This is a genomic window from Celeribacter sp. SCSIO 80838 (assembly GCF_056498065.1).
Map to the genome: position 1 here is coordinate 3,194,304 of NZ_JAZKMA010000001.1, position 20,255 is coordinate 3,214,558.

The 20,255-nt window shown below is 59.6% G+C and carries 16 protein-coding genes; 3 read left to right on the forward strand and 13 right to left on the reverse strand.

The features are described from left to right. Positions 1-66: 66 nt before the first annotated feature. From V1475_RS16015 to V1475_RS16025, 3 genes are all read right to left on the reverse strand, one after another. Positions 67-282 carry a hypothetical protein gene (locus V1475_RS16015; protein ID WP_479413553.1) on the reverse strand — a complete coding sequence of 72 codons (216 nt, stop codon included), beginning with the start codon at positions 280-282 and terminating at the stop codon, positions 67-69. 247 nt (positions 283-529) lie between these two features. Then, positions 530-2,152, reverse strand: coding sequence for a BapA/Bap/LapF family prefix-like domain-containing protein (locus tag V1475_RS16020; protein WP_479413554.1), 1,623 nt, complete (start codon positions 2,150-2,152; stop codon positions 530-532). A 215-nt stretch (positions 2,153-2,367) separates the two neighbouring features. Then, positions 2,368-4,338: a BapA prefix-like domain-containing protein gene (locus V1475_RS16025; RefSeq protein WP_479413555.1), complete on the reverse strand. Its 1,971-nt coding sequence runs from the start codon at positions 4,336-4,338 to the stop codon at positions 2,368-2,370. A 332-nt stretch (positions 4,339-4,670) separates the two neighbouring features. Here V1475_RS16025 and V1475_RS16030 point away from each other — a divergent pair, with 332 nt between their 5' ends. Continuing rightward, a complete protein-coding gene (locus V1475_RS16030; protein WP_479413556.1) occupies positions 4,671-6,713 on the forward strand; it encodes a response regulator in 2,043 nt (680 codons plus the stop codon). A 136-nt stretch (positions 6,714-6,849) separates the two neighbouring features. Continuing rightward, positions 6,850-7,488 carry a response regulator transcription factor gene (locus V1475_RS16035; protein ID WP_479413557.1) on the forward strand — a complete coding sequence of 213 codons (639 nt, stop codon included), beginning with the start codon at positions 6,850-6,852 and terminating at the stop codon, positions 7,486-7,488. 165 nt (positions 7,489-7,653) lie between these two features. Here the strand turns inward: V1475_RS16035 and V1475_RS16040 are convergent, their stop codons facing one another. Further along, positions 7,654-8,097 carry a hypothetical protein gene (locus V1475_RS16040; protein ID WP_479413558.1) on the reverse strand — a complete coding sequence of 148 codons (444 nt, stop codon included), beginning with the start codon at positions 8,095-8,097 and terminating at the stop codon, positions 7,654-7,656. A gap of 167 nt (positions 8,098-8,264) precedes the next feature. On the opposite strand from V1475_RS16040, the gene V1475_RS16045 reads away from it, so the two are divergent. After that, on the forward strand, positions 8,265-9,500 hold the full coding sequence (locus tag V1475_RS16045; protein WP_479413559.1) for a glycosyltransferase: 1,236 nt from the start codon (positions 8,265-8,267) through the stop codon (positions 9,498-9,500). On the opposite strand, the gene V1475_RS16050 is transcribed toward V1475_RS16045, so the two are convergent. From V1475_RS16050 to V1475_RS16090, 9 genes are all read right to left on the reverse strand, one after another. Continuing rightward, complete coding sequence (locus V1475_RS16050; protein WP_479413560.1) at positions 9,497-10,816, reverse strand: BamA/TamA family outer membrane protein; 1,320 nt, start codon at positions 10,814-10,816, stop codon at positions 9,497-9,499. The two genes, V1475_RS16045 and V1475_RS16050, sit on opposite strands and share 4 nt — an antisense overlap. A gap of 37 nt (positions 10,817-10,853) precedes the next feature. Further along, positions 10,854-12,032 (reverse strand): HlyD family type I secretion periplasmic adaptor subunit, encoded by a 1,179-nt coding sequence (locus V1475_RS16055; RefSeq protein WP_434286841.1) that lies wholly within the window; start codon positions 12,030-12,032, stop codon positions 10,854-10,856. Beyond that, complete coding sequence (locus tag V1475_RS16060) at positions 12,029-14,167, reverse strand: type I secretion system permease/ATPase (RefSeq protein ID WP_479413561.1); 2,139 nt, start codon at positions 14,165-14,167, stop codon at positions 12,029-12,031. Before V1475_RS16060 ends, V1475_RS16055 begins: the two co-directional genes overlap by 4 nt. A 22-nt stretch (positions 14,168-14,189) precedes the next feature. Then, positions 14,190-15,455 (reverse strand): TolC family protein, encoded by a 1,266-nt coding sequence (locus tag V1475_RS16065; RefSeq protein ID WP_434286839.1) that lies wholly within the window; start codon positions 15,453-15,455, stop codon positions 14,190-14,192. Between the two features lie 20 nt (positions 15,456-15,475). Then, positions 15,476-16,153, reverse strand: a complete 678-nt coding sequence (locus V1475_RS16070) for a BapA/Bap/LapF family prefix-like domain-containing protein (RefSeq protein WP_479413562.1) — start codon at positions 16,151-16,153, stop codon at positions 15,476-15,478. Positions 16,154-16,400: 247 nt separating this feature from the next. Then, on the reverse strand, positions 16,401-18,314 hold the full coding sequence (locus tag V1475_RS16075) for a hypothetical protein (RefSeq protein ID WP_479413563.1): 1,914 nt from the start codon (positions 18,312-18,314) through the stop codon (positions 16,401-16,403). Between the two features lie 254 nt (positions 18,315-18,568). Continuing rightward, a complete protein-coding gene (locus V1475_RS16080) occupies positions 18,569-18,877 on the reverse strand; it encodes a hypothetical protein (protein WP_479413564.1) in 309 nt (102 codons plus the stop codon). 508 nt (positions 18,878-19,385) lie between these two features. Beyond that, positions 19,386-19,688 carry a hypothetical protein gene (locus V1475_RS16085; protein WP_479413565.1) on the reverse strand — a complete coding sequence of 101 codons (303 nt, stop codon included), beginning with the start codon at positions 19,686-19,688 and terminating at the stop codon, positions 19,386-19,388. An 18-nt stretch (positions 19,689-19,706) separates the two neighbouring features. Next, positions 19,707-20,168 (reverse strand): tetratricopeptide repeat protein, encoded by a 462-nt coding sequence (locus V1475_RS16090; RefSeq protein ID WP_479413566.1) that lies wholly within the window; start codon positions 20,166-20,168, stop codon positions 19,707-19,709. Positions 20,169-20,255 lie beyond the last annotated feature (87 nt).

Here is a 20,255-nt window from a genome sequence, read left to right on the forward strand (position 1 = left end):
AGGCCTCGTTTGAAACGCTTTCACAGCGCACTCTTGGTCACGTCAAAGACAATCCGACCGCCCTGCTCAGCCGCCTGCCTTCTGTCTCTGCTCCGCCCCTTCTTCAAACGCGGAATTCTGTCTGACATCCCCGCTTTCAGCGAGATGAAGAAACGCCTGAGCCACCCCTTCGAACCCATCCGCAGCGGCCACCGAGGCCGCCGTCAGCAACTCATACTGAAACTCCATCAGATCTGCCGTCTGGGCGTTCTCATGGGATTTTGACGGTTGCACCTGTTTCATGAGGCTCATTCATCTACAGTTGGGTCACATACGAGGTCCCGAAGCGCATTTCGCAACGCGACTTCAAACTCCGGAACCAAGTGTGGGGTCTGTAGAAGGTCATATTTTCAAAGACCCGCTACCTTCCGGGGGCTTCTGCCCCAGATCGCACTGGACCGGACATACAAGAGAAGGCCGCTCAGTCCGGAGGTCTGGAAAATGAGCCGAAGCTCATTTTCCAGTTTGCGAAGGTCTTCCGGCGACATGGTTACGCCTCACCGGAACTGTCGAGCAGACCACCCAGAAGATCGTCCCCACCGGTCAGACCTCCCAGCAACCCATCGGTCGCTCCCCCGAGAAGTCCTCCGACCAGCCCCTCGTCTCCGAGCACCGTGTCGAGCAGCCCGCCAACGAGACCGTCTTCACCGGTGAGACCACCCAAAAGGCCGTCCGTCTCCCCTCCGAGCACGCCACCCAGCAAGCCGTCTTCGCCGGTCAAACCGCCGAGCAAGTCGGTCCCGTCAAGCACACCGCCCACAAGCCCCTCGTCACCCAGCACCGTGTCGAGCAGCCCGCCAACGAGCCCGTCTTCACCGGTGAGACCGCCCAAGAGGCCGTCCGTCTCGCCTCCGAGCACGCCGCCCAGCAAGCCGTCTTCACCGGTCAAACCGCCGAGCAAGTCGGTCCCGCCAAGCAAACCGCCCAGCAAGCCATCTTCACCGGTCAGGCCACCCAGCAGACCATCATCGCCCAGCAGACCATCCAAAAGCCCGCCTTCGCTGCCGCCGGTTTCATCGGTTGCACCGAGCAGGCCGGTGCCAATCAAATCGCCCACAAGCCCATCCGCCCCGGTGACATCCCCGAGCAAACCATCATTGCCGACCAGATCGCCCAGAAGCCCTTCGGAGCCCGTGACATCGCCCAGCACGCCACTGTTGCCCGTCAGCCCACCGAGCAGCCCGGTGTCGGACACCAACGCATCCAGCAGCCCCGTGTCTTCGCTCACGATGCCATCGCCGAGAATCGGCTGCCCCAAAAGCGCAGTTCCGAGGTCGCCGAGCAGTCCATCGGCTCCGACGAGATCGCCAAGCAGCCCCTCAGAGCCCGTGATGTCGCCCAGCAAACCGTTGTTGCCGGTCAAATCCCCCAGCAGCCCTTCATCCCCAATCAGCGGATCCAGGAAGCCCTGTTGCGCTACGTCAGTGCTGTCCGTCGGGTCGGTGCTGTCCGTCGGGTCGGTGCTGTCGGTCGGGTCGGTGCTATCCGTCGGGTCGGTGCTGTCCGTCGGGTCTGTGCTGTCCGTCGGGTCGGTGCTGTCCGTCGGGTCGGTGCTGTCCGTCGGGTCGGTGCTGTCCGTCGGGTCGGTGCTGTCCGTCGGGTCGGTGCTGTCCGTCGGGTCGGTGCTGTCCGTCGGGTCGGTGCTATCCGTCGGGTCGGTGCTGTCCGTCGGGTCGGTGCTGTCCGTCGGGTCGGTGCTGTCCGTCGGGTCCGTGCTGTCCGTCGGGTCGGTGCTGTCGGTCGGGTCCGTGCTGTCCGTCGGGTCCGTGCTGTCCGTCGGGTTGTCATTACCACTGCTGCCACCGGAGGCCAGCAAGCCAAGGCCGAGTGCGCCAAACGCCGCAGCGGCCAGCGCCTGATCGGACATGCCCGAACCCAATCCAGCCGCAGCGATCGCGCCTTCAGCCCCCATCACCGTACCGTCTGCGAAAACCAGACTGTGCAGGGAGTCATTCTCTGCCGGAGTGTAGAAATCATTGACCAGAATCTGCCCTCCGCTTTTCAGGTCAATGATCAGATCATCCCCTTTACGGGTGTAGCGAAGCACATCCTCGCGCAGCACATCGATATGGATGCCGATTTCCTGTCCCGCTTGAATGGAGCTGGTGGCCATGTTTCTGTCTCCTCATTCTTGCCGGGCTTCCAAAACCCAAACAAAAGCATTAGTTACATCTAAAGTATGTATCTTTTCTCAAAAAGACTTAGTCAAACGAATAATTCAAAATCCTACATCAAGAACGCACTGTTTCCAGTTTTGCCCGGCTGATTTCGCCATAAAAAAAGGCCCCGTCATCGACAGGGCCTTTGAGTTTACCGCGTGGTCGCGGATCAGATCAGTCCATCGCCGGTGAGATCGAGGCCAGACAAAAGGCCATCATCCCCGAGCAGACCGCCAACAAGCCCATCATCCCCAAGCAAGCCATCGGTCAGACCGCCCAGAAGACCATCGCCTTCGGTGCCATCGCCGAGAAGGCCGACGCCAAGAAGGTCGCCCACAAGGCCTTCGGAACCGGTGACATCGCCGAGCAGCCCTTCGTCGCCGACGACATCGCCAAGCACCCCTTCGGAGCCCGTCACATCACCGAGCAAGCCGGAATTCCCGGTCACATCGCCCAGAAGACCCCCATCGGCAATCACCGGATCCAACAGGCCGTCTTCGGCCCCAACCGTGTCGAGCACACCGTCCACGATCCCGGAAACACCGCCCAGAAGCCCGTCCTCGCCGCCGAGGAGGCCGCCGAGAAGGCCGTCGTCACCGGTCAGCCCGCCAAGCAGACCATCTTCACCACCCAGAAGGCCACCAAGCAGGCCGTCGTCACCGGTCAGCCCGCCAAGCAGCCCATCTTCGCCACCCAGAAGGCCACCAGGCAGGCCGTCGTCACCCGTCAGCCCGCCGAGCAGCCCATCTTCGCCACCGAGGAGGCCACCAAGCAGACCGTCGTCACCGGTCAGCCCGCCAAGAAGCCCATCTTCGCCACCCAGAAGGCCACCAAGCAGACCGTCGTCACCCGTCAGCCCGCCGAGCAGCCCATCTTCGCCACCGAGGAGGCCACCAAGAAGGCCGTCGTCACCGGTCAGCCCGCCAAGAAGCCCATCTTCGCCACCCAGAAGACCGCCCAACAGACCGTCATCGCCAGCCACGCCGCCCAGCAGACCTTCATCCCCGAGCAGCCCGCCAACAAGGCCGTCCTCACCGAGCACGCCATCAAGCAGCCCGCCAACAAGTCCCTCGTCGCCCAACAGACCTCCCACAAGGGAGTTGTCGCCGAGCAAACCGTCCAACAGGCCGCCGGTTCCGGTGACCCCCGACAGCAGCCCCCCCACGAGCCCGTCAGAAGACAAAAGGCCGCCGACGAGACCATCTTCGGACAACAAGCCACCCACAAGGCCGTCTTCGGTCAGCAAACCACCGACAAGGCCGTCTTCGGTCAGCAAGCTGCCGACGAGACCGGTGTCGCCCAACAGGGCGGAGGTGAGACCGGTGGAGCCGAGCAGACCTCCCAGCAGGCCGCTGCTGTCCGTCAGGATCGAGGTCACGCTGGACAGCGGATCTTCGCTGACCGAGGAACCGTCGCCCAAAAGGCCACTGCCTGTCAAAGTGCCGAGCAGGCCATCCGCGCCGGTGATGGCACTCAGAAGACCATCATTGCCGATCAGGTCGCCCAGCAACCCTTCGGAGCCGGTAATCGCCCCAAGGGTGCCCTCGTTGCCGGTCAAGCCGCCGAGAAGCCCTTCGTCTCCGACCAGAGAGTCGAGTACGCCAGCTTCCGCCATGTCCGTGCTGTCGGTCGGATCGGTACTGTCCGTCGGGTCAGTGCTATCCGTCGGATCGGTGCTGTCGGTTGGATCGGTGCTGTCCGTCGGGTCAGTGCTGTCCGTCGGGTCAGTGCTGTCCGTCGGGTCAGTGCTGTCGGTCGGGTCAGTGCTGTCGGTCGGGTTGTCGTCATCGTCATCATCGTTTCCGCCCGCCTGAACGGCGCCCCCCGCCAAAAGCGCCGCGCCGAACGCGGCCGCAACGGCACCGATATCATCGGGGATGATCCCGGCACCGAGGCCAACCGCCTCTTCTTCGCCGTCGAAAATCCCTTCGACCCCGCTGAAAGACCCGTCCGCCAGCATAAGCCGATGGGCGCTTCCATCGGCCGCCGCCGTATAAAAGTCACTGACCGTAATTTGATCCCCGCTCTTCAACTCGACAACGAGATCGTTCCCGGATTTGACGTAGCGACTGATATCGCCTTTCTGTGCGCCGATCATGACATCGACAGCAGCGTTTGCCTTAACAACGGATTTGGCCATTTTAACATCCTCTGGTGGTTCAGGCCGGGAGCGGCCGAAATATCATTGGGCAGGAGATAGAGCCCTTAGGCGTATGCATATACTATACTTTAGTTCGGTCAATATCCTTAGGGATATATATCACCAATGGATTTAAAGAAATGTTGTAGCAAAACCACGACATAAGCTTGTTTCGCACCAAACTCTAAGCCAATACTAAAGGAGATATGCGACTGTTCACCTCTGCGAAACGATTGCGGCCCAATGATATCCCAAAGCGTTTCACGCTAATCCCCGAACAGACTCCCCTGCGCAGATCACACGGACCAAAATGACAAAAGAGGGCGTTCAGCGTGACCGATTCTCCTGCGCCAGACAAAGGCCAGACACTCCCGGAAACATTTCCCGCAGCGCTTCGGGACACGAACGAGACCCAGATCGCGGCACAAAATGCCACGCGCCCCGTTCTTCAGACCATTGCGCGCATGATCGCAACCGACCGTCGGCCAGCTGCATTGCTGTCGGAAACGGCCAAACTGCTTCTCGCCAACGCCGCAGCCAGGCAACTTGGCCTGAGCGAAGATGTCTTGCTGAACAAACTCGACTGGCCCCTCCTGTGTCAGCAGGCACTGCGGGCGGGCAGTGTGGCCCTGTCCCTCAAGATCGACGCGGCGGCTCACGCAGGAGAACTCGTGTACCTCCCGCTGAACAGTGCGAACGGCTTTCTGTTACGCCTTGCGGAAACGGAGCAGGAGTCCACCTGGCTCGAGAACCGGGCACGCGCGGCGACCCTGCTGCGTGTCGCACATGACTTGCGCACGCCCATCCAATCCCTTTTGGCGATGGCAGATGCGGTACTTGAAAATCCCGGTGACAGCCCGCAGCAGGACATCGACACCACACGCGAACAGTTCCACGCATCTGCGGAACGCGCGCTGGATCACATTAACAATGTGCTTGCAGTCATCCGGGGCGAACAAAGCGCGAGCGGATTGCAGCAAGACGAAGATTTTTGCCTCATGGAAGAGATCCGCGCCATTCTTGCGATGATCTTTCCGATCGCCAATACCAAGCAGACTGAAATCCGGATTCGATTTGAACCGGCAGAAGATATCTGGGTTAACGGCCCCGTGCGTTTCGTCCGTGCACTCTGTCAGAACATCTTCGACAATGCCGTGAAACATGGCGGGCCGCGCGTTGAAATCACCGTACGCTGCGAAGCGCTTTTTGCCACGCCCGCACCCGATGCCCAGACCGGCTGGCGTATCTTTCTCGAAGTTCAGGATTTGGGCGGCGGCCTTCCGGATGACCAAAAGCTGCGCCTGCGCCGCGCACTCGGCCCCAAAAGCATTGATCTGAAGGACAGAGAGGAAACAGTCGAACGCCCCAAGGCAAACCCGGAACGCACCTCGGCAGGCCTGAACGTTCTCGCCCATGCCCTGCATCAATTGGGGGGCCGTATGACCGTGAGGGACCGCCACAGCAATGAAGCGGAGAGCGCCACAGCGAACATGGAGATCATAGGCACGACGGTCACGGCGACGTTCGATCTCAATTGGGCCGAGCCACGCCTGAAAATCGAACCCGAAAAGGGCGGTGCGACGAATGCACTTCTTCAGGGTATCTCCATCCTCCTCGTTGAGGACAGCCCCTCAAGCCGTGACTGGCTCATGCATGTTTTGCGCAATGGCGGAGCAACCGTCTATACCGCAGGCAATGGCATGGAGGCGCTGGCGATCCTGGGCGAGGAGGATCGCCAGAAAGACATCAAAGTCGTCCTGACCGATATGACCCTCCCCTTCATGAGCGGCGTCGAACTGACCCGGCGCATTCGCGACAAACAGAAGCAGGGCCACCTTCATTGGTCTGGCTCGGTCGTTGGACTGACGGCCCATATCGACGAACGCATTCGCAATGCGTGTCAGGCGGCTGGCATCGTGCGCGTCCTCAACAAACCCATTCGCCCACAACACCTTCTAAAGGCCATCAAAGACGCCACGGAAATTACACGAACCCAGAACGCAGCCAACCCCGCGACGGACGCGAAACAAATGGAAATTTCCTCTGCTGGCTGCGGTTTTCTGACACGCGATACGGTTCGTGATCTGATGGATCAGCTGGGGATCGAAGGCGCAAAATCCTTTATGCTGCGGGCCCACGCAGAAGCCCGCGGCATTCTCCAGAGCATAAGAGAGGACGGCATTACAGCAGACACCGGGCGACGCCTTCATGCCGCAACCGGCGCCTGTGGGCTGACCGGATTGTCAGCAATAGAAAAAAACTTGCGGGCCTTGGAACTTGCCGTCGACGAAAGGCGTTCTAACCTTGAAGAACTGGCTTCTTCTCTAGAAAGCGCTTTGGACTCGACTTTTAAAGCGATTGAGGAAATAAGCTGACGGCCACGAGCACAAGGGGGTATACATTTTTTAACATTGACACAAAGCACGGCACGGACTGACTCACCAGAAACCATGCCCAAGCCCCTCATATACTTAATATCAACAACAGCGCCCAACCCCATCGCAGAGAGACATGACACAATCTGAACCCAACAAACTTCGCATTCTGATTGCCGATGATCACGCCATGGTCCTTGAGATGTTCAAGCAATACCTCTCAAATCTACCGGACATCGAAGCTCACACAGCGCCAGATCTGGATTCAGCTGTCGCGGAAATCGATCGCAATGGCGCTTTCGATCTCGTGCTTGTCGATCTCAACATGCCCGGCATGAATGGCGCGTCTGGATTGGGAAAAGCTCTGGAACACAATTCCGGTAAACCCGTTGGCCTCCTGACCAGCAACCCCTCCTCGCATGTCGTTTCCGAAATCTTGTCCCTTGGGGGCTCCGGTGTGATCCTCAAGACCGCCTCTCTGAAAGATTTGGCCAATGAAATCCGCTTCATGGCGGCAGGTGGACGCTATGTCCCTGTCGAACTGATCGATCAGAAACGGGTCAAATCGCGCGAGTCCGGGAATGCCTCCTTGTCCGAACGTGAAATGGCTGTGCTCGAGCTTCTGGCCGAAGGCAAACAAAACCGCGAAATCGGTGAGACTTTGGGCATCGCGGAAGCCACAGTGAAGATGCACGTCAAATCCATTTGTTCGAAACTGGGTGCCAACAACCGGACACAGGCCGTGATCGTGGCGCGCGACATGAACCTGATTTGAGACGCCAGAAACGTCTGCACCCTCCCAAATCACAAAGACCAATCGCGGAGCCTGAACTCCGCGGGGTCAATTTGGATCCAAAGGCCGTTGCAAGCCGACGACTGGGAAACGATCAGGCTAAAGTTCACGGAGGGGCGAACTTTGCGGGTCAGCAGCTTGATCTATTCAGTGGTGAGATGAATCATCATCGGCTTGCAACGTCTCGAGTATGCCCATCGGGCAACGGCTGAGGAGGGTCTCGTCACAGGCTCCGATATCCTGAAGCCGGGCACCATCCTCCCACATTTCCGTCGCGATGGCCAAAATACGAATGCCGGGCACCATCCGGCGAATTTGGTAACACACGGCCGCAGTGTCTTCCGGCGACCCGAAGAAATCTTCGTCGATCACCAGTGCCTCCAGACATCCTGCGTATTGGCGCACCGTCTTCAGTGCTCTGCTCTCTTCTTGCGACTGCAAAAGGCATGCGTTCCACCCGGTGCCGGGATGGCTCAATTCATAGGGCAGATGCGGCCAGTCTGCCAAAATCAACATGAGGCGTTCTTGCGGCGCCTTCGCAAAAAGCGCGCCCTGGGTGACGGACGGGATGACAATCTGGGGCTGATACATACCGGATCTCATTTCTCTCGTTCGTTACGGGGACGAATCACTCCCCTTTCCCCATCCTGTCTTTAGGTTAGGTTTGTATCTTAAGTATGTATACTTTTTTCTCTTTTGGGCTGGCATATTTTCTGCCAACAGGTTTTTCTGGAGGCACCCACACAAAGAGAACAGAAATGACCAAACCCACCATCGTCTTCGCCGGCTCCGTCTATCCCGGGCAATTCGGCGGACTCTGCGATTATCTGCGCCGCAGCGGCATGGCGGACACCTATTTCCTCACCACACCGGGACAACGTGATAAGAACCTGCATCGCGGGGCGCATATTCTGGGCTTCACGCCCGACGGTAAAATTGTCGGCCCACAAAGCTATTACTATTCCGCAAAGGTCGAACGCTCCGCGCGCATTTCACGCGGCCTCCTGAAAGCGCTCAAAACCTTCGAAACACATAAAAAGATCGACGTGGTGGTCACACATTCGCTGTGGGGCGCACCGCATTTCCTTTACGATGAGATCGACGCCGCAATTGTCAGCTACATCGAATTCCCGAGCTATCGCGCGCATGGCTGGGACCCGTCCTACCCACCGGACGAGGCGCAGCGGATCGGAGATCGCAACATGGAAATGCTGCATTTCCATCAGGCGCTGCGCAGCGATCTGGTGATCTGCCCGAGCCATCACGCCAAGTCCATGTTCCCGCAGGCCCTGCGGTCGAATATCGAGGTGCAGCTCGAAGGGTTCGACTTCGCTTCCGATCCGGCACCGGAGCCTGCGGACGCCCCGCGCCCCTTCACCATCGGCTTTTCCGCGCGCGATCTGTCGAGCGCGAAAGGCTTCGAGACCTATGTTCGCCTCGTGGACCAGCTTGTCGCGCGCGGCATAGACGCCGAGTTCATCGCTCTGGGAGATGCCGAAGCCACCACCTACGGCTATGAAGCGCAATGGGTCGCACGTCACTACGGCGGGGACGTGGCCTCGTTCCGCGATCACCTTTTGCGCGTCTATCCGCATGCGGCAGAGAAGATCCGCTTCCCCGGCAAGCTGCCTTACGATGAGTTCGTCCGCGAAATCGCCGGGATCGATCTGTTTCTCTATCCGCTCAAATACGGCGTGGCGAATTGGGGGCTGGTGGAAATCCTCGGACGGGGCGGCTGTGTGATCGCCCCGGATCGTGGCTATGCTGCCGAGCTCATTCAGGATGACGTCAACGGACGGCTCCTGCCCGATGACGATGCGGCGTGGATCGCGGAAATCCTCGCATTGATGGACGATCCGGCACGCCGCTACCGCTATGGCACCGCGGCGCGCCAATTGGCCCGACAGGCCTACAGCCTGGCCGCCGTCGCCCCTCGCTACATGCGTTTGTTCCGCCTCGCGATGGACAACCGGCGCGCCCGCTTGGCAGGTTAGAAACGGGTGCTGATGCTGAACCCAAAAGCTTGGGGCGCGTCCCCGTCTTCCTGTTCCAGCGGCTTGGCGAGGTAAAGCGATACAGGCGTGTTCCCGACATCGAGCGTCAGGGTCAGCCCGACACTTGTGCGCCGATGCCAACTGTCGTCAATGCTTCCCGACAGGGTATTGTCCAGCCCCCAGGCCGCCCCGCTATCGATGAAAATGCCGCCGCGCAGAGGGGCATTCCAGACATCGCCGAACTCCTGTTGCAGCTCCAGAGAGCCGACGAAGAACTGATTTCCGCCCAAGGCATCGCCGCTGTCGCGCGGCCCGATCCCGCGCGGCGCAAAGCCGCGAAAGGTGTTCGCACCGGGGAAATAGCGGTCGATCCCCCGCGTGTCGTTGCCGTCCAGCCCGTGGACCTTGCCACCGTTCAGCCCGACCAGAAGGCTAAGCCCCTCCGAGATCGGCAGCGTAGCATTGGCCTGAACCCGGGTGTCGAACAGGCGCTCACCGGAGCCGTAATTCCAGAGGTACTGGTCGAGCCGAAGGCTATATACGCCCTGCCCGCCGAAGATCGGCTCACCGTAGGACAGCGACATATGCAGGAAAGGCTCGGAAATGCTGTCCGTCTCCTCCTGAACCAACAGCGCGCTCGCCCCCGCCTCGACATCGAAAAGCCGATAGTCGCGATAACCGATCCCGGTCTCGATCCGAAGCGCCTCCGACGGGGTCCAGGCGACAAAGACCTCGCCCAGGATTTGCTCCTGCGTGTAGCTGACATCGTCATAGTCACGCCGCGCCGCCGAGAAGCGCAGCCCCAGATCGGTGTGAGCGTCGAAAGCATCCGCGCGGTAAAGCGCACCGGAAATCCGCTCCACCTCGTCATTGTAATCGAGGCTCAGCGTCGCAAAAGTCTTGGGCAGAAAATTATACTGCTCGAAAGCGAGGCTCCCCAGAAGCCCGTCCTGCGAGTCGTAAGCCAGCATGGCTTCGATCTTGCCCGGACGGGTGTTGAGTTCCTGCACCTCGATCACCAACATCTGCGCCTCGGTGTAAAGGCGCACAGTTTCGAACACGCCCGTCGACATCAGGCAGCCTTCGATGGCACGCAACTCAAGCGCGGAATAGGCCACCCCGGCCTCGACGCCACAGGTGGCCTGAATGTCGTCGGCGGAAATGAATTCCTCCCCCCGCACCTCGACGACCTGAGCCACATTCGACCAGGCCGGCAGGCCGGACAACACGGTGCCGCTGAGCACCGCGCAACAGGTGGCAAGCGCACCGAAAGAACCGGGACGGCCAAAGCGAAGGCCTTGTTTGAACTGCAACACGTTGGGAACTCTCTTCGTCAGATGTCGGGAATGGCGCTCACCGCAGACGCGCCTTGATCAGAGGACGGGTCAAATAGCTCAGAACCGAGCGCTTGCCGCTTTCAATGTCCACCTGCGCGAGCATGCCGGGGCGGATGGCGTAATGCTCACCGTAGCGTTCGAGATAACTGCGTTCCGTCCGCACCATGACCCGGTAGAAATCCTGCGGTCCCTGCGCGGTGTCCTCTTCCACCGTGTCCTCGGAAATTTGCGTCACCGTGCCACGCAGATCGCCATAGGTGGAAAAATCATAGGCGGTGATCTTCACGCTCGCGGGCATGCCCGGCGCAACAAAGGCGACATCCCGGGGCAGAACCTTGGTCTCGATCAAAAGCTGATCGTCCGTGGGCGTGATCTCCATGATCGGCTCCCCCGGTTTGATCACGCCACCCAGCGTGGTGACCTCGATATTGTTCACCCGCCCGGCCACCGGAGAGCGCAGTTCCGTGCGCTGGAATTCATCGCGCTTCTGAACCAGATCCTGCTCCAGAGACATCAGCTTGGCGCGGCGTTGGGCCAGATCCTTGTAAGCGTCCTGCACATAGACATTGCGGGTCTCGTTGATCTTGCCGTCCAGTTCCGCAAATTTCTGTTCGAGCTGCAAAAGGTCGATGCGGCTGACCGCCCCCTGCGCGGTGAGCGGGCTGGTGATGTCGATCTGTTGGCGGATCGAATCCCGCTCCGCCTCAAGGGCGCTCAGAGACGCCTCCAGCTTGGTGCGTCGCGCCTCGAAAAGCCTCAGCTCAGTCGCCTCCGCCTCATTCGGCGCGTCCCCGAAATCGAGCACCGGACGTTCCAGCACCTCGGCCTCCAGACGCGCCACTTCGGCGCTCAGGGCCACGATTTCCGACTGGGTCGCAAGAAAGGCCGACTCGGAACGGGTCGGATCGAGCCGCACCAACACCTGCCCTTCGTCGACGATGTCCCCTTCCTGCACCAGAAGCTCGGCGAGGATCCCGCCTTCGAGGCTCTGAATGGTCTGCATCCGGCGCAGCGGGATGACCCGACCGTCGCCGCGGGTGATTTCGTTGACCTGCGCCAAAGCGGCCCAGCCGATCGCAATCGCAATCGACAGCACGATCAGCTTGATCGTCAGGCGGGCCTTTTTCAGAGTCTGCCGACGATAGCTGCCGTCAATGTAGCTGGTTTCGATCAGGTCTGTATGACTGGTGCTCATGTCACAGCTTTAACCGGGTGTTTCTGTACGGAAGTCGCACGGGCGGCGTTGAGGATTTTCAAGAGATCGCCATCTCGTGCCACCCGGCCCTCCTTGAGGACGATCGCCCGCTCGGTCAGGCTCAGCAATTCCCTCTTGTGGGTCGAAATGATCGTCGTGCGCCCTTGCAGCCATTCCTTGAGATGCGCAATGACCTTGGCTTCGGTGACGTGATCGAAGGCGGAGGTGGGCTCATCCAGCAGAACGATCTTCGGGTCCTGCAACAGGATGCGCGCCAGACCGATCGACTGTCTTTGCCCGCCGGACACGTTGCTGTTGCCGGTGAGTTGCAAATCGAGCCCGCGCACATGGCGGCGCACGAACTCGCCCAGCCCGACGGCATCCAGCGCCTCAAGCAGTTCGTCATCGCAATGAGTGCCGTGATCGAGCAGGAGGTTGTCGCGCAGCGTCCCCTGAAACAGGGCCACGCTCTGCGGCAGATAGCCGATCTGGCGGCGCCGGTCGATCGGGTCGATCTGGCTCATCGCGAGATTGTCCAGAAGAACGCTGCCCGTGGCCGGATCGGTCAGACCGGACAGAAGACGCAGCAGGGTCGACTTACCCGCCCCGTTGCCGCCCAGAAGCGCGACATGCTCCCCGGCCTTGATCTCGAGCGCAGGAATGGAGATCACCGGCGGCGCGGAGGGATCGTGACGATAGGTCACCTCTTCGAGCGCAAAGGCCCCCGAAAGGTTGGGCGCACGCACGAAATGGCGGTCCGACGGGCGCTCGACCGGAAGCGACATGATCTTGTCGAGCCCTTCCATCGCGGCGCGGACATGCTGCCAGCGCGCCAAAAGCCCGGAGACCTGCCCCATCGGCGACATGGTGCGGCTCGACAGAAGCGTGCAGGCGATGAGCGAGCCAACGGTCAACTCCCCTGCGCTGATCAGGTAAACGCCGGTGATGATCACCCCGGCATAAGCGATCTTCTGCACCGCACTGACCATGTTGGTCATCAGAGAGGTGATCTCGCGGGTGCGCACGGCGGTGGTTGCCATGGTCGCCGTCAACTGCGCATGGGCGCGTTGCAACCGGCCTTCGGCGCGTGCGGCCTTGACCGTTTCGAGGTTCGAGATGGTTTCAAGCAACAGCCCGTTGAGCGCCGCCCCTTCCCGAGTGTTCTCCCGCGAGGCTGCCGCCAGACGTTTCTGAAGGAAAATCCCCGGCAAAACGGTCAGGATGACACCGGCCAGAACGACAAGAGCAATCGGCCCGCCGATAAAGGCAATGATGCCGACGAAAATCAGCACAAAAGGCAGATCGCAGATCGCGGTCACCGTGCTGGAGGTAAAAAACTCCCGTACCGTCGCGAAATCACGCACCTGATTGGCAAAGACGCCAGACGAGCCGGGCTGATGCGCCAGACGCATATTGGCGACCTTGTTGAACAATTGCGCCGAGAGCCGCAGATCGAGATCGCGCCCGGACACGTCGACCAGAGAGGCGCGCACGATCCGAAGCGCCACCTCAAGCACAATGGCGATGCCCACGCCGCTGGCCAGAATCCACAACGTGTCGAAGGCGTTGTTCGGCACCACCCGGTCGTAGACCTGCATGGAAAACAATGCCGTCGCGATCGCCAGAATATTGGCCGCCAGAGAGGCCAGCATCACATCGCGGTAAACCCACCAGTTTTCCATCACCGGCCCGAAAATCCAGTGACGCCCGTCCTTCTTCTTCTGATCCAGACGGTTGGACACGATATCGAGCGGTTTTGACACGAGAATGCGGCCGTCATAGCGCTCCTCAAGAAGCGCCCGATCCCAGATGGCCCGTCCGCCTCCGGCTTCTGGCAATATGACCTTGGCTTCGCTTTCGGACAGAGCTTCAAGGACGACAGTATGCCCCTCTTTCAGGAACAGCAGAACCGGCAGGCTGTGTGTCGGGAAGGCACTGAGGCTTTCATGACTGATCCGGCAGCTCATATTGGCACGCCGCAGCGCGCTCGGCGCCAGATCCGGGCTCATGCGCTCCCCGGCCTTCGCCGGCAGACCATCGGTGAGTTGCGCCAAAGACGTGGAAACGCCCTGAACCCGACACAGCTCAATCAATCCTAAAACAAGTGGATCTGAAATGAATTGCTCTTGTTTCAAAGGTTCAATCCTCTCTCAGCCTTCATTGTCCAACCGATGACGACAGGATCAATGTCCCCAGCACACCTAGGTCGCGTGCGGTCTCATATTCCGTGCGTTTGCGTTCATCGTAGCTGTCGATCTGGTCAATCTCGGAATCGTAGAGATCGCGTCCCGTGGTCAGCAGATCGATCAATTCGCGCTGGCCACCGATGAACTGCTGCTCATAGGTGTCGAGGACCCGCTGGGATTCCTTGAGTTCCGCTGCGCGGGACATTTCACTTCGACGCAGCATCTCAAGGCTGACAAGCGCGGTGGTCGCCGCATTGGTCAGATCCTTCTCGACCCCGCTCATCGTCGACTGGGCTGCGGCCAAGTCCAGTTCCGCCGCCTGAACTTCACGACGGCCCAGACCGCTTGAGCTCAAATTCATGCTGGTCGCAATCCCGACCGCCGTACGGCTGTTGCCACCATCGAGATCGACACGCCCCTGTGCCTGAAGCGAAATCGTCGGGAAACGCGCGGCTTTTGCGGTCTCGACACCGGCTTCTGCCTCGTCGGCCGCCGCACGGGCGGCAATATAATCGGGAGAAATGCGCACCGCCGTCTTGAGCCGCGCTGAATCCGCGTACATCTCGGCGAAACCAAGCGCGGGAATGTCGGCAACCTCGCCGGGATCGCGCCCGATGAGATAGGTCAGCTGCGCCAGCGCCATCTGTCGGTTGGCGACAAGCTGCGCCATCTGATCCTCCGCGCGGACAATCTCCAGACGTGCGCGTGCGACCTCTGCCGCATCACTCACCCCCGCACGCGCCCGGTCCTCGGCCTGCTTGGCAATCCGACGCGCAAAGGCTTGGTAATCCCGAGTGCGCTCGATCTTGCGGTCCATCACCTCGACATCGAGAAAATAGCCCGCCAGATTGAAGGTCAGATCTTCAACCGCCATTTTCAGGTCGGATATCGCCTGGACACGAACCTGAGACGCCGCCTTGATTTCGCTGCGGATCAGCCCCCAGTCGAAGAGGACCTGCGTGACTGTGAGCGAAACGCCAGCCCCATCTCCATCGGTCGTACTGCTCTCCGCCGAAAGGCTGATCGAGGGGAAATACTCGTCTCGCGCGGCTTGAATTTCGATCGTCCTGCGACTGACTTGCTGGCGCAGCGCATTGACTTGCGGATCTTGTTCGGTCGCGATCAGAGTGGCTTCCTGAAGAGACATCTGCGCGAAAGAACTCGCACTCGACATCAACAAAACAGTGGCCGACGCAGCGACACCCAGCGCGGTGCGCAGGCAACAGGAACGAAACATTCGGGAGCTGCCATATCGTTTCATAAAGCGTTTTCCGCGAACAGATCAGACAGCAGGTCGGAACCGGCACCCGTCAGATTTTCGAATAGAACATTGATTTCAGAGGATGTTTCAGAAACCGCGTCAGCAAACCCGACGCCGCTCTCATCCCCCTCGATCGCCACCAGACTCTCCTCAAGCTCACTTGCCGCCAGCTCATCGACAGTCGAGTTTTTTTGGCTGCTGCCCCGCAAGGAGCTGTCGTCGAAAAAATCCACGGTGCTTGACGTCGCCAGCCCGGCCAATCCGGCCCCCACCAGCAACAGCGGATCGGTTCCCTCATGTGCGGCGGTCCCTGGTGCCTCGCCCGATTGCGGTTGCGTCTCGTCAGACGTCGATACGTCGTCAAGGACATCCGCAACAGCCTGCAACTCGGGCTCGGGCGCCATCAGCCCGGTCACCAACACATCTCCGGTTTCGGTCACCAAACGGCTGTAGTCTCCGTCTTCGCCCATCACGAAGAAATCGTCGATCGCAAGAGAGTCGCCCGAGGTGAAATGAACAGTCAAATCCGCGCCATTTTTTTCATATCCTGAAATATCTTGGGCAGATTCCAACAGGAAGATTTGCTGCGGCTCCTCAAGGTAAAGACGTGACGCGACCTGTCGCTGGGCCACCCCACCATCCCCATAACTTCGCAACACAACCTCAACAGGCATTGATCTCTCCGGCCCCCAGTATCTCACCATCACACCAAAATCATCGCATCGCGCTTACGCTGCACACATAAAAGGCGTATCTTGGAATCACCTATTAACAGGTTCCCGCTGATCTTGGGATAGGAAAACTATTCTAATGGCTGGAATATAAATTCTTTACATACAAATGGCATAAAACACTTCGCGGAAGCAACACAATAAGAATTGTGGGCATTATATTCCTATACGTAAGATTAGCTTAGAATCTTCAAACGTCACCCTCGTCACCGACACCAAGCCCCGACAGCAAAGTTTCACCATCGCCGAAGAGCACGCCAAGCGCCTCCTCCACAACCGTATCCCCAAGAATGCTGTCGGAACCGCTTTCACCAGCTCCCCCATCCCCATCGAGAAGCGTCTCAAACTCACTATCTGCACCGAGAATGTCGCCCGTACCGAGCCCAAGAATGTCGCTCAACAGGCCATCGACCTCAGGGTCGTATTCCACAGCCGAACCCTGACTGTCTGTCGGATCGATGATGCCACCGTCCACAAGCATCCCTGCGAGACTTTCAACACCGGCAAGGCCCGCGAAGAGATCATCGACGACATCCCCCACAACCGCCGACACATCTTCAAGCGCAAGGCCGAAGGGATCGTCATCCCCCAGAAGCCCGGCCAAAAGCGTGTCCTCTCCTCCCAAACCCCCATCAACGGTGCTTGCACCGAGCAGGCCATCCAGGAAGCCATCATCATCGCCGTCAATCAGGTCGGACACACCATCGCCAACGGCATCCAACGCCTCCCCGACCGCGTCGACAACCGTTTCCGCAGCGTCGACCACAGTGTCGACAATCACATCGCCCGAACCAGCAACCTCATCCGTGACATCGGCAACGACTTCGTCCACGGCGGCGGCAGTGTCTTCACTGCTCTCACTGCCCCCAAGCAAACCACCCAAAAGGCTGCCTTCACCCAACAATGTTCCGACGAGCCCATCCTCGCCGAGCAAGGTTCCGACAAGGCCATCCGAACCAAGCAATGGATCGAGAAGCGGAATATCTTCGACCAGCTCATCGAGAATCCCGTCCTCCCCCACGATTCCATCGAGTACGGAACCGACAAGACCGTCTTCACCGACCAGCCCCGCGACGAGGCCGTCTTCTCCGAGCAGCGGATCGAGCAGCCCCGTCAAAAGCCCATCATCGCCGAGGAGATCGCCCACAAGCGGAACGTCTCCGAGCAAATCGTCCAGAATGCTGTCATCGCCGAAGAGCCCGCCCAACAGGCCATCGTCACCGATCAGAACTTCGACCAGCGCGTCGATCAGCCCGTCTTCGCCAGCAAGGCTCTCCAGAAGCCCGCCCTCGCCGACCAGCGCATCCAGCACACCATCCTGACCGAGCAGATCGGACAAAAGCCCCTCGTCGCCCACCAGAACGCCAAGCAGCCCATCTTCGCCGAGAAGACCGCCGAGAAGGCCATCTTCCCCCAAAAGCGCGTCGAGCAGATCGTCGACGAAGCCTTCCTCGCCCAACAGACTGTCCAGCAAACCGTCTTCGCCGACAATCCCATCCCACAGACCGCCCACGATGCCGTCATCTGCCGTGAGGCTGTCGAGCAGGTCGACTCCGTCTTCTGTTGCCGTCTGGGTCCAGAATGTGGTTGCGGTCAGGGAGGGGGCTCCCCCGTCTTCACCGGCGTCTTCCGGCAAAGAGGCGGCGACAGGAATATCCGCGGCTGTTTTGATCGCACCTCCGGACAGCGCGACACCGTCCGCCGCCGCGTCCAGAGCCTCCGCCAGACTTGTTTCATCGAACAAGTCGCTCTCGGAGCCTCCCATCAGCGTCCCGTCGTTCAAATCCGACAGAACCCGAACACCCTCTTCGACCGCGGCGTCAGAGATGGACAGGGACGATGCAGCCCCCTCATCGGTGGAAAACATCACCGTATTGGGGGTGCCATCTCCGGACGTGACAGAGGCCGCCAGAGCACCAAGCCCGCCAGACTGCGCCGCCAAGCCCATGCCGATCGCGCTGGCCGCAACGGAAAAGCCCGTTTGCCCGGAGCCACTCGAGGGCGAAACGCTCGAAGCGCTCGGGATAGAAGCGGCAAGGGTGGACGCGACTTCACTCGCCCCCTTACGCGCCCCAATGTCGCTCGCAGTCTTTTCCTTCGCCACTATCAAGGCTCTCCATTCTAAGTGATCGTATCTCACCGCACCAACGGCTCAGACAGACCAGCTCCGCGCGCCACCTCCCACCACAAACGAATCCGAAAGCGGCAAACACAGAACTATTACAGTCGATAGTATGTATAAATCTATCCCTTTGCAACACCATGCTCAACCTGAGCATGTTACGGCGATAAACGCATAAAAATTTATGTACTTTTCAAGAAAAACAAACGGAAATCCGCGCAAGCCTGTGTTCTTTATCATGCAAAGGCAGCAGCACCGGACGGGTATCGCCCCAAGCAGGCCGTCACAAAACCCGTTACGATACGAGTGACAATCCAGATCATTGCGCCCATCACAACGTAAAAACGTGCATCCCCGAAAGCATCCAACGCGACGAGCCCGAACAAACCCGCTCCAATCCAGAAGGTACGGATAATATAGAGGAAATGGGCATCCAGGATCGAATTTTCTTTTTGTGACCAATAGGCTGCAACCACTCCGGCAAGTGCGACGACCGGGACAACAAGGCCTACGGCCATAAAGCCATAAAGGATTTTTGCTTTCACAAGCGCATCACGACCCTCAGTCCCCCCATCATTTCGGGAGGAGAAACTGCTCCTCAATCGCATCATCAAAGGTCACCGCCTCCACGGGAATACATACTTTTGATAATGTACAACTAAAGTATATTTTCAGGCAATTCATAATTTCGACCACAGAAACACGCCGAAAGCGGAGCGCGCATTTCGGGGGTCGGTTTCAAGGAAACGGATTCACGGAAAATACCGCGGCAAGCCGAGGCCCCCATATCCCCACGGACGAGGCCGGGCTTTCCCGGACACAATTGCTCTTTGCCGCCCGTCTCGCCCTATCCTCCAGTGCGAGAGCCATCCCGGCCTTGACCTCAGGCCAGACGTCCCGACAGCAGCCGCCTGTCACCCGCAGAACAAGGGGCGGCAAGGGGACAAGGCCCCATGCCTGCTCATTGAAGATCATACAGCAAAAGTTCTTTGCTCACCTCGGCGAACGGATTTCGAGCCGCAAATCAGGTATGAAATCCGCCCGCTTTCCGGTTCACACGAACACCAGAGATCCAATTGGCTTGCCCTCGAGACGCATCCGGCGCAACGCCCGGTAGGTCGCGAGGTTTTCTTCGATCTCTTCCGGGGTCAGGTCGAGTTTCAGCGTGGCGCGGGCATCGTTTTCGCGCCCATCCAGCCCATAGACCAGCGCCAGATTTCCTCGCACATAAGACGCGGCAGCGGGGTCTTTCACCAGTTCCTGAAGGATTGCGGTGCCGCGCAGAATATCGCCGGACAGCGCGAGAGACAGCGCGTAATTGCTCCGCAGGATGAAGTTCGTCGGATAAAGCTGCAACCCGTCCTCATAGACACCTTACGCCTGCTTGTGGCGTGACAGCGTGTCGAGCGCGACACCTTTGCCGGTCAGCGCCGCCACATTGGTGCGGTCCACCCGAAGCGCCTTGTCATAGGTCTCGAGGGCCTGTTCGGAATGGTGCATCGCGAGATAGACACGCGCCAAAGTCGTCAGGACCTCGGCATTGCCCGGAGCAAGCTCATGCGCCCGCAACAGCACCGCCTCCGCACGGCTGTTCTGCCCCATGCGGGCATAGCTGTTCCCGGCCCCCAGCAAGGCCGGCACCGAGGTCGGATCGATCACCAAAACCTTTTCAAACAGCCGCGCGGCAGTTTCATTGTCGCCCGCCTCGGACGTCGCCTGCGCCAGCCGTAGGGTTTCCGAACCGCCACCGCTCGTCGCCTGGGTGGCCGTCTCGGTGCCAAGCGTACAGGCAGACAGGCTGAGGGCGATAAAAATCGGCGCAAGCAGTCGGGTCATGTGTGTGATTGGGCGCAAGAGTCTACTCCGGTCGGCGATAGGTCATTGAGGATAAGTGAGGCAGGTATCCGCCCCACGACAGAAGAT